Source organism: Pseudomonas nicosulfuronedens (genome assembly GCF_005877905.1).
Lineage (GTDB): Bacteria > Pseudomonadota > Gammaproteobacteria > Pseudomonadales > Pseudomonadaceae > Pseudomonas > Pseudomonas nicosulfuronedens.
The window spans coordinates 1-1,310 of sequence record NZ_SWDV01000021.1 but is presented as its reverse complement, the minus strand read 5'-3'; the positions used below and the strand labels follow the sequence as shown (position 1 = coordinate 1,310).

1 protein-coding gene is annotated in these 1,310 nt (G+C 57.6%); it reads right to left on the bottom strand.

Annotated elements, in window-relative coordinates:
* On the bottom strand, positions 1–1,310 hold a 1,310-nt coding region (locus FAS41_RS30850), incomplete at both ends, for a hypothetical protein (protein WP_171049501.1).

Genomic DNA, 1,310 nt, shown 5'->3' with positions numbered 1-1,310 from the left:
AGCCAATGACCTGCCTGAACTTCTCGTCACCTTTCACTGCTGACACGACATCGACGGTACCCTGGCAGGTCGAAGTACTTTGTATCGGCATTTTCTGCCCCAGCTTCTCATGAACATCCTGAATGGCTGGGTTGGCAAAAATCGAGATATTCCGTTGACGGGCATCGTCCGCGTATACGGCCAACCGGTCGAAGATGTTGTAGACATAAGGAATGGTGGCCTCGTCTCTGACTCCCATCTCTATCGCGAGCGCCGCGAGCATCTTCCAACGAGGCTCATCCACTTCCTTTTTCAAGTGGTGAACTTGCAGCTTAATGAAGCACAGCATCAGCAGTAACGCTGCGATCTGAAGGCCTGCACTTTGGGAGAATCGCTTGGCCCAGTGCTGCGCGAAGAGTATGAGCAATGCTCCCCAGCCCATAAGTGCTGGAGTGGCATAGCGGCCACTCAGGGCCTGCTCCAGCCCGAAGACTAGACGGCCTCCTGCTGTGCCAAAGGCCGTCGCCCCCAGATAGGCAATATAAGCGAGGAGGCACAGTGCTATGGGGCGCTCTCGCCAATGCTGGGCGGTAGACCACGTCAGCCAGAGGCTGCTCAGGCAGAAGAATAGGCCGGCCGCCTCGCCGAGTCGGGCTCCAGCGCCCAAGCGGGCAATGGGATTGCCCAAGTAGAGAAATACATAGCGGAGCATGTCCAGCGGGCGGGTCAGTATGGTTTCGCTTATCGAGCCATGTTCCGGGTTGGAGTGATAGCCATGGAAGTAGCTAAGTAACGTCACGGTACTGAGTGCGGCGAGAATCACGACGCGCACACTGCCTGCACGCAGGATCAGCGCCAGCAGCAGCAGGCAAGGCAGTGCCAGCACTCCATTGGCCATGGTGCCCGCACTGACGAAACCCACCACGCATGCAACCGGGAAGCACCAGTTCACTTGAGTACTTCGCCAGAGCAGGAAAACGGCCAGCAGCGGGAAAAGCTGAGCGGCGAAGAACTGTGACTGGAAGCCCCAGCTCAGATTCTCAGCCTGTACCCATGAGAAACAGAAGGTGGTGAGAACTGCGTAGAGTGTCCACCGGGCATGGCGCAACTCTGGTCCGGGCAGGGCATGGCGTGAAATGGAGGCGAAGGTGGCAGCTGCGGCTCCCGCCAGGAAGTAGTTGCAGACGATAAGAAAGAGCGTTGTTCCGCCAAAGACGTGCATGTCCAGCCAGAACAGCAGGCGCGAAAAGATGATCCGGTGTTCGTTATGCAAATAGATCCACGCGGCAACATCCCCCAATTGCCAGTCTTCAATGACGACGGCGGCGACG